Source organism: Pseudomonas graminis (assembly GCF_001705435.1).
Classification (GTDB): Bacteria; Pseudomonadota; Gammaproteobacteria; order Pseudomonadales; family Pseudomonadaceae; genus Aquipseudomonas; species Aquipseudomonas graminis_B.
On the sequence record NZ_MDEN01000057.1, the window covers coordinates 209,180 to 217,770 of the forward strand.

General features: G+C 55.8%; 3 protein-coding genes. 2 read left to right on the plus strand and 1 reads right to left on the minus strand.

Features of this window, described 5'->3' with window-relative positions:
• Positions 1-180 precede the first annotated feature (180 nt).
• A complete protein-coding gene (locus BBI10_RS07245; protein ID WP_083233049.1) occupies positions 181-2,970 on the minus strand; it encodes an autotransporter outer membrane beta-barrel domain-containing protein in 2,790 nt (929 codons plus the stop codon).
• 332 nt (positions 2,971-3,302) lie between these two features.
• Between BBI10_RS07245 and BBI10_RS07250 the strand changes: the two genes are divergently transcribed.
• Positions 3,303-6,122, plus strand: a complete 2,820-nt coding sequence (locus BBI10_RS07250) for a hypothetical protein (RefSeq protein ID WP_141695138.1) — start codon at positions 3,303-3,305, stop codon at positions 6,120-6,122.
• An 83-nt stretch (positions 6,123-6,205) separates the two neighbouring features.
• Positions 6,206-8,461, plus strand: coding sequence for a hypothetical protein (locus BBI10_RS07255; RefSeq protein WP_065987695.1), 2,256 nt, complete (start codon positions 6,206-6,208; stop codon positions 8,459-8,461).
• Positions 8,462-8,591: the final 130 nt, after the last annotated feature.

Consider the following 8,591-nt stretch of genomic DNA (forward strand, 5'->3'; position numbering starts at 1 on the left):
CATGCACAACGATGTGCGGCTTTAAAGAGAGGCCATTTGATAGGAGAACTTCTTAAATTACGGCAAGAAAGGTCCTACGGTCATGTAGGACATTTCCTAAACAAACTTATCTTGGTACACAAATTGTGGAAGAATCGAGAAGTTTCCTGCGCCTGAGACGCAACCACGCGAAACGGCGCATTACCAGGAATAGCGCAACCCGACATTCATACCCCAGGGTTGCTTGATGTTTTCGCCACTGCTGTAGTCCACATCGGCATGGAGCTGCAACACATTATTGAGTTGAAGCGCCACGCCCGCGCCCAACTCACCGCGGCTACCGGACAGATCATCGCTAAACGTCGTCCGATTGACTTTGACTTCGTTGTTGCGTGCGAACTCATGAGCCGCGGCGACTTTCAAATAAGGCTGAACGAATCCTCCCCCGGTCAACGGAATATTTTTGCCCAAGTGGGTGCCCGCTTTGGCAACTAAGGAATCGGCCTTGTTGCTGCGGGCCTCCAATCCGTTATCAAGTGCGTAATCCTCTCCCTGTACCCACAGAGCCGAGACCTGTGCGAAGGGTTCGACAAACCAGTCTTCGGCAAACTTAATGTGTTTACCCACTTCGACAGAACCGCCGATGCCGTAGTTTTGATAATTACCCCTCGATTTTTCACCGTCACTCATGCGCACATCCGCCTTGTTCTGGAAGCGGTTGGCCTTGATCAGCGCGTCAACGTAGTAACCACTTGTCGACAGCCAGGTGCTGTACAAACCCAGATAATAACTCTGCACCCGACCATCGCTGCCTCGCTGCAAGTCGAGAGCGGATTCGCTGTAACCGCCCATTACACCCACCAGCCACTGCCCGTCTACTTCAGAGACCGGGGTGTCTACGCCGAATGAAATGCCAGACTGGGTCTGTATGTAATTGACCTGGTCCGTTGCCGAGACCCTATATCGGTTTCCATAGGTTCGCGCCCAGACGCCGCCCTGATCGCGCCCGTTGCGCAGTTCCCCCATGCGGCTGCGCAACGTAGCGGTCTCGCCGTACCAGACAGTAGGGGCAGCACTGAACACTCCGATGACGGCGCGCGCCGACGGCGAGATGATCGGCTTGCCAGGATCGACTGGCGGTACACCTCCGTCCCCTTCGCCTGGGCCCACCGGCGGTTCACCTCCGCCCCCTTCGCCTGGACCCACCGGCGGTTCACCTCCGTCCCCTTCGCCTGGACCCACCGGCGGTTCACCTCCGCCCCCTTCGCCTGGGCCCACCGGCGGTTCGCCTCCACCGGTGGTTGCCTGGGCAAGAAACCACTCGTTGCCTCTTTTTTCGAGCCGGTACACGAATGTCCCCACGTCCACTTGGCCGCCCAGGACAGAAAAGGCCGCGCTACCGCCTCCCGAGTGCACAACCTTCTGCGCGAAATCCTCCTGGATGGGCTCGACGCCCGTATTCTGCACACGCAGCACAAACGCCCCATCGGCATTCCCCACCACGTTGACCAGGTCACTGAGATGTCCGGCCAGATCCGTGCCCATCGTAAACGCGCCATTCCCCGCGAGGCTGCTGGCGTTGAGCGTGCGGAAACCCTGACCGCCCGCTCGCATGTTTACCGTCCCGCCAGCCATTGTCAGCTCGCCCACTGAGGAGTCGCTGACCATGTTGAACGTGGAGGCCCCGTCGACGGCCATCCGTTGCCCCTGAACCACTGTCCCGGTCAGTTGTGAACCGTTATTGAGCGCGATGGAAACCGGGGTGACAGCGTCCTGCACCACGTCGCCGGTCATAGTGCTGCCATCGAGACTCAGGCTGCCCAGGTTGCTCACTGTGCCGACAAGGTTTGCACCATTGGTCATGGACACCCTCGCAACTGATCCACTGCTCTCGGTTACGTTGCCGGTCACGGTGCTCGCACTCAGATCAAGACTTGCAATGTCGGACATGGATCCTGTGAATGCAGAGTTGTTTGCCATGACGACCGCAGTCTGCGAACCGGGCAAGGCAATGACGTTGCCGGTCATGGTAGCGGCATTTATGTTCAGACTGTTGATATGGGTCATGTCGCCGGTGAAAGCAGCGTTGTTACGTAATGTGACGTCGGCGAGCGAGCCCTGGATGACATTGACATCACCGACGAGTCGGCTGTCATCGGCCACAAAGTTCACGTTCGATGCCCGGGAAGCCGTAGCCGCCTGCCCAACCTCGAGAATCACGCCATTGCCGCTATTGAGCGTGGAACCGTTCTGCACGGTGACCGTGGCGTTGGTCACCGTGCCGACGACTGTCCCGATCAGAATTGCGCTGCCGGAGGTGCCTGTGAGAGTGGCGCCATCCAGGCTGAGCGACGGGGTGATTCGGCCGCCGTTGTCGGCCGTCAGAACCGCGCCCCGGTTACTGCCGGTAGCCGCCCCCCCTTGCAGGGATAACGATCCGCCAATAACCGTCAGCCCCACTCCATCGGCGATGACGCCCCCGGGCCCGCTGCCGCTGCTCGTCACTTGGGTATTGATCAGCGTTGCCGTGCTGCTGCCCACGACATTGACGCCTCGTCCAATGCCGCTGATCGAGCTGTTAGTGACACTGGCAGTCGATCCGCCTCCTGCACCGGAAATCTGACGGTTGACAGACAGGCCAACAGCATTGACCGATGAAATGGTTGAATCGTTGATCAGGCCGTTGCTGACGATCAGGCTGACGCCGGAAGAGTTAGGCTGGGTGGCAGGATCAATAGCCGAAACCGAGCCACCGTCGAGATTCACTGTTGATCCTGCCTGAGCGCTGATCCCCTGAGTTGCCCCCCCCGGATTGACGAGCAGAGTCGCGTTATCAAGTCGCCAGAATGTCACGGGCGACCCGGCATTGACGATACCCGTTGTGCCCGGAGCTAAAATTGCCGCGCCTGCGCAATGACTGACGGCCATTCCAAACACCATGAGAACGGGAAATTCCCAACCTTCAGCTCCGAATCCTTTACGACGTGTCATAACTAACCTCCCTGTTTCCTTGAGTCGCCCCTGATTGATTAGCGATTGCCGAGCGTGCTCATGGCGCTTATCAAAGGGTAAACCAAGTGTATGCAGCACTCATTATTTAGCACGCGTATTAACGCCCGTTTTAATAACCATTCGAAATAATGGTTATTTCAGTTCGCTCTAACCGCCCAACGGCGCCGACAACACATTGATATGCCAAGTACTTTCGTTGACATTTATTTATCGCCCGCCCACGGCACTGTCATTTATGACAGCAGACAGACTCTTGAAAACCCACCATCTTGTTATCGGCATTTACGCCATATCTTCACAGGGAGTTGGACATGGGAAACAATATCTTTCCGTCATCAACAAGAGCTCGAGCAGGACGCGCGCTTTTGCAACTGACTGTTTTTAATAGAGACCCGGTTACTCATACGATTCCGCTTGAGTTTCTGGACGCAGACCTTGAGGTGGGAATTCCCGACAGCGACGACATCTTCGTCGGCGATTTTCTGGAACTCTATGTGAGAGGCACCCCGCTCGGAACACGCCGTACCGTCACCGCTGCCGATAAGCAAGCCGCCCAGGGCAACCCCGCTTTCTACTACTCAATGACTATTGATAAGGCTTCTTTTCCGTCCGAGGGTGAAAGTGTAACGTTCAACGTGGATTACTACGTAGGCTCTGGCAGCGTAAAGGACTTATCCAATTTGCCTGTGGAGGTGATTCTGGATCGAGAACCTCCAGGTGGAACGCCGCTTCCCTACTTGAGCTTCACACCTGAGCAACTCGACGGCATCGCACAGAGCGACTTGACGGACGACTACCTCGAAGTCCGGGCGCCACTCTGGTATGGCAAGCGTATCGGGGATGTTCTTACGCCATGGCTGGGCACTTCTGAAACGGAAGGAGTGCTGGTCACCGAGAGTGCGGTGGAAGTCACAAGTATCAGCGAAACTACCTTTGCGCGCTTCCCCAAGTCTCTCCTGCTCATCAACGGTGATGTTCCTCAATATTTCGCGTATCAACTGCGGGACGGGTTGGGGAACCAGTCCGAGGTGGCACGCAGCCGCGAAATTCCTGTGTCATTGACACGCTGGCGTTACAAATCAAAAAAACGTTTTGAGAAAAGCGGTCGCGCATCGGTCGATAACGGCGTGGGCAAGCTTGTTGCCACCCTACTCCCCCCACTCCAAGTGCCAGACACGGTCTTTCCGGACGGCACTCTTCCTCTTGCGATACTGGGTGCGGATCTTCCAGTTCGCATCCCGAACAAAGTTCCCGAGTTTCCGGCGGGCGCCGTCATTCAGTTGTACCGGGTGGCCGAAGACGGAACAGCGACGGAACTAGGACCTCAACGCCCTATTACCCAGACCGAGTCAGATGATGGCAGCTTCGTGTTCGATTTGGCGATTCCCAAAACGGATTTTCCTGCAACGGGCACCACGCCATGGGCACTCGATTACAGCGTTTTTGACCCGCTTTCCAGCGGAGAAGGTCTGTCAGGAAATCTTGTAACAGTGATCTTCGATCGCGAAGCCCCAGGTGGAGCTTCGCCCCCCGACATGCCTTTGCTGGAATTCACCCAGGAGCAACTGTCAGGCATTACCCTGGCGGATGTCGTCGGTGATGGCATTCCCGTCAGCCTGCCCGCCTGGTATCTGAGCGCCGGCCTGGATGTTGCGCAACTGTGGCTAAGCGATACCGCAGCAGAGGACGACGCTAAATATCTTCCCGGCACCTTTACGCTGACAGATGCAAGCGCAGGCAAAGCCCTGGATGTCGAGTTTTTGGTCACAGACATCGAGCCGCTGGGCAACAAGGTCCTTTACTTTGCTTATCGACTCACGGACAAGGCCGGCAATATCAGTCCACGCTCGAATCCTGTCGCTATTGAAGTACTCCTGACTGAAGCGCCAACTGATCTTGAGCCTCCGGTGGTTCCGGACAACGAAGCACACGGCGTCGTGACTCAGCAAGATGCGGCTGAACTGGTGGAAGTCGAAATACCGAATTATACGAACGCTGCGGAAGGCGACAGAATCTACGTCGTATGGGGCAATACGAAAATGCCGCCCGTGACGTTGGTGGCGGCCGACTTAAACCCTGCCCCACCCGCATTTTTGAAAGTGATCAAGTTGCCTTATGCGGATGTTCTAGCCGAAGGCAGCGGAAACGGCAAATTAGTTACATACGAAGTATGGCGCGGGAGCGTGCTTGCAAACACTTCTCCGTCAACTTCCGTTAACGTAAATCTCGACAGCCCAGGCCCAGGCCCCGATCCAGACCCAGGAACGCCTTGGCATGAAAACCTCGTGCCGCTGGTCGTCGTCGGTGACAGCGGCGCTGGCGGTGATAACGTGATTCCGCCTGGCGACTTCAACAAGGATGCTGTGGCCACTGTTCCCCATATCGGCAAAGACGGGATGGTTATCTGGAAACCCGGGGATCGGGTGCAAGTCAGTTGGGACGGCATACTCATTGGAACGCCATTTCCCATTACCCTGGCAAATGAAAAACAAGATGCGAAAATCACTATACCCGCAGTGACAGTGGGAGCCTCGACCGGACTGAAAGATGTGTTCTACATCGTAAGCCGTGATTTGCCCCCCAGCAATCAGGTAGCGACTGCAGTATCCGAACCGACACCGGTCGATGTGCAATCGCCAGGCTTACTGCCAGGGGACGGTTCGTTAGCCAAGGCGATATTCCCCGAAGAGGATACCGTTCAGAATGTGATCAACAGAGTAAACGGGCTGGACGGAACGCCCATCCAGATTATGCTGAAGGGTGTGAGCAACATTGCCAAGGATGACCTCATCAACTTGAGGTTTGTGGGTCGGGAAGGTCTGGTTGACCCCACGGCTCCGGAAATCTCCGGGACCGAACTTGTTGTCATCGACCACAAGATCACCGACCAGGAAATAGCACTGGGTTATTACGAACTTGCTGTTCCTTATAATCCCTATCTGCAAAAAATCTGCCGTGCTGGCTGCACGGTGAATTACTCCATTACCAATAAAGTTGGCACACCTGTTGAGGCGGATCAGAAGTATATCCGGATCGCACTGGGTCCAGTAGGAGACCTTTTTGTTTGTCCGATCAACCCTACAATACCGGCCGATTCGCGTTCGAGAACCGTAGTTATTCCTCGCGCGTAGTCACTCTTCTACAACAGGGCGCAGTAGGGCCCTGTTGTAGAGGTCTGGCTTCTAACACCGTTCGCTCTGAAAGGAATCATGTTATGGCAGTTTTACCAGACGGCACTGTCTCACCCCGCTCAAGTGGAACGTTAGCGCTCAATCCATTGATCATCCCCGTTATGGATTACGGGTCGGCGAGGCCTGGCTTAGGCTGGGATGACTTGAACGACCCCACTAAGCCCGTGTTCTTGCAGGCTCGGTTAAATATCCAGGCTTACCAACCGGGAGACTTCGTCACGCTCTATTGGAACGACGAAACTGTACAGACCTTCTCATTGGAGGAATCGCACTTTCAAAACAGCTTCATGGCGTTCAACCTCTATCCGGTCTCCATTGTCGAGCCCAGTGGTGAAGTTTATTACACCATTTATGACCAACTCAGCGAGTCAACTGCACCGTCAGACAAACGAACGGTGCGCGTAAAGTTGTCAGTGCCCGGCGGACCTGATACCGACGCTTCAACGCCCTACCTCAATGACCGACTGACCGTAGCGAGTATTACACCTGCAGGCGACATAACTGACGAGAATATCCCAGTCAGTGTCACTGTTGCGCCATGGCTGTACATGGCCGAAGGCGACGAACTCACGGTCATCTGGAACGGCGTTCGACTTACACAGCCTCCATTGGACAGCGCGCAGGTAGGTCAGCCTCAGACCGTTGTTATCCCCAGAGAAACGCTCATTGGTGCGGGCGACGGCAGCCCCGTGACGGTGAGTTATGAGATCAGGGACATCGTCAACAATTACTCGCTCGTGTCCAGGCCAGCTTTTACCAACGTCATCGTTGATCCCAACGCTCCTCCAGCACCGGCCGTCAAAGTAGCCGGGACGCGGGTGAGCATCATCGATCTCGATCAGTTGGGGAGCGGCAATGTCCAGGTCGAAATCCCCCATGACAACGGAATTCCCGCTGCCGGGGACTCGATAACGCTGAACTGGAAGGGCAGAGCTGCGGACGGTATGCCATTCGAAAAGGTCCTTGGGCCAGCAACATACCCCGGAGGCGGACTCAATCTGGAGTTCACCGTGGCCAACGCTGATGTTGTGGCCATTGCCGGTGGCGGGGCAGTTGTCAGCTATCTGGTACAAGGCAAAGGTTCGAAACGCACCACCATCACTGTGGTCGGTGTGCCCGCGCAACTGACAGCACCACTGATCCCTGGCGTTGTCGGTGACATAGACATTGGCGTGATCTCGGATCCGGTACTGGTTCGGATACCTGCCTATGCTGGTAAAGCAGAGAATGATGTGATTTTTCTCTCCTGGGAGGGGCTGACGGAGGCCGGTAACGCGCTGGTGTACTCGGACACCTATACCGTAGGGAATGGTGAAGCCTCGATTGGGAAAGACATGGAGGTAAACAAAAACCTACTCACGCCCCTGGCCAGTGGCTCGTTGAGCATAAGCTATCGCGTTAACAAACCGGGTGGGGCAACGTTGAAGTCAGAGGTCACGGCTTACACCGTCAGCGGAAGCATATTGCTTACCATCCCGACGGTGCTGAACGCCCCTGGCGACATTTTCGATCCGGCGGCCAATCCCAATGGCACTTCGGTACATGTGGATGGCGTCGCTGCTGCCCTCAAGCGCCTGGACGAAGTGACGATTTACTGGACCGGCCCCGTTCAAGAGGGCAGTGCGTCGCAGACGTTTACGATCGCCAGCGATAATCAGTCCCTCGATTGGCCGGTGTTGGCAGCGCAGATTGATCCAAGCCGCGGCAGCACCGTTAATGTGTTTTATGAAGTAAAGCGTACGGCTGGGGGCAGCGGCAAATCAGTCACCCGAACGCTTGCGATCCTTGATCCGCTCCCGAACGAGATCACGGATGATTTCACGTCACGCACGGGCGCGATGATCCGGGCCGGAGGAACGCTCAGCACCGATTACATCACACTATTTTTTGAGTCGGGCAACGGCCAGGCAGGATTCCCGATACGCGATGACGTACCCCCCGACGGGGCGGCGGCGTTGCAACTGCCTGTACTTCACATTTGCTATCAACATCCGGCCAACCAACCAGGAACCCAAGTCGTCCTGATGGATTTGAGACGCGACTGCTCCAAAATTGAATTCGACATTTATGGCTGCAACGGTAAAACCCGTATCGACTTGCTGGATGCCGGTAAAAATATCGTCGAGGCCAAAACCCTGCCAGCAACGACAAATCATCACTTCATTTCCACCACCGCCCTGCCCATTCACTTCATCCGCGTTACCGGAGAGACCGACTGGACGCTGTGGGACAACATCAAGATGACGACGCGCAATCTTGGAAGGAGCAAAAGAAAATGAAGATCACTTCCCTCACCACCGACCAAAAAGACAAATTGACGGCTGCGATCAAGCAGGCGCTTGACGGCACTTTATCCATTAACGCAACACCCTACCCTCGTCCTAAAGTCGAGCCTGCAGACGCATTCAA

Bases quoted from the DNA above. Each gene is read 5' to 3' on its own strand.
- BBI10_RS07245 (WP_083233049.1), bottom strand. From the start codon at position 2,970: ATGACACGTCGTAAAGGATTCGGAGCTGAAGGTTGGGAATTTCCCGTT.
- BBI10_RS07250 (WP_141695138.1), top strand. From the start codon at position 3,303: ATGGGAAACAATATCTTTCCGTCATCAACAAGAGCTCGAGCAGGACGC.
- BBI10_RS07255 (WP_065987695.1), top strand. From the start codon at position 6,206: ATGGCAGTTTTACCAGACGGCACTGTCTCACCCCGCTCAAGTGGAACG.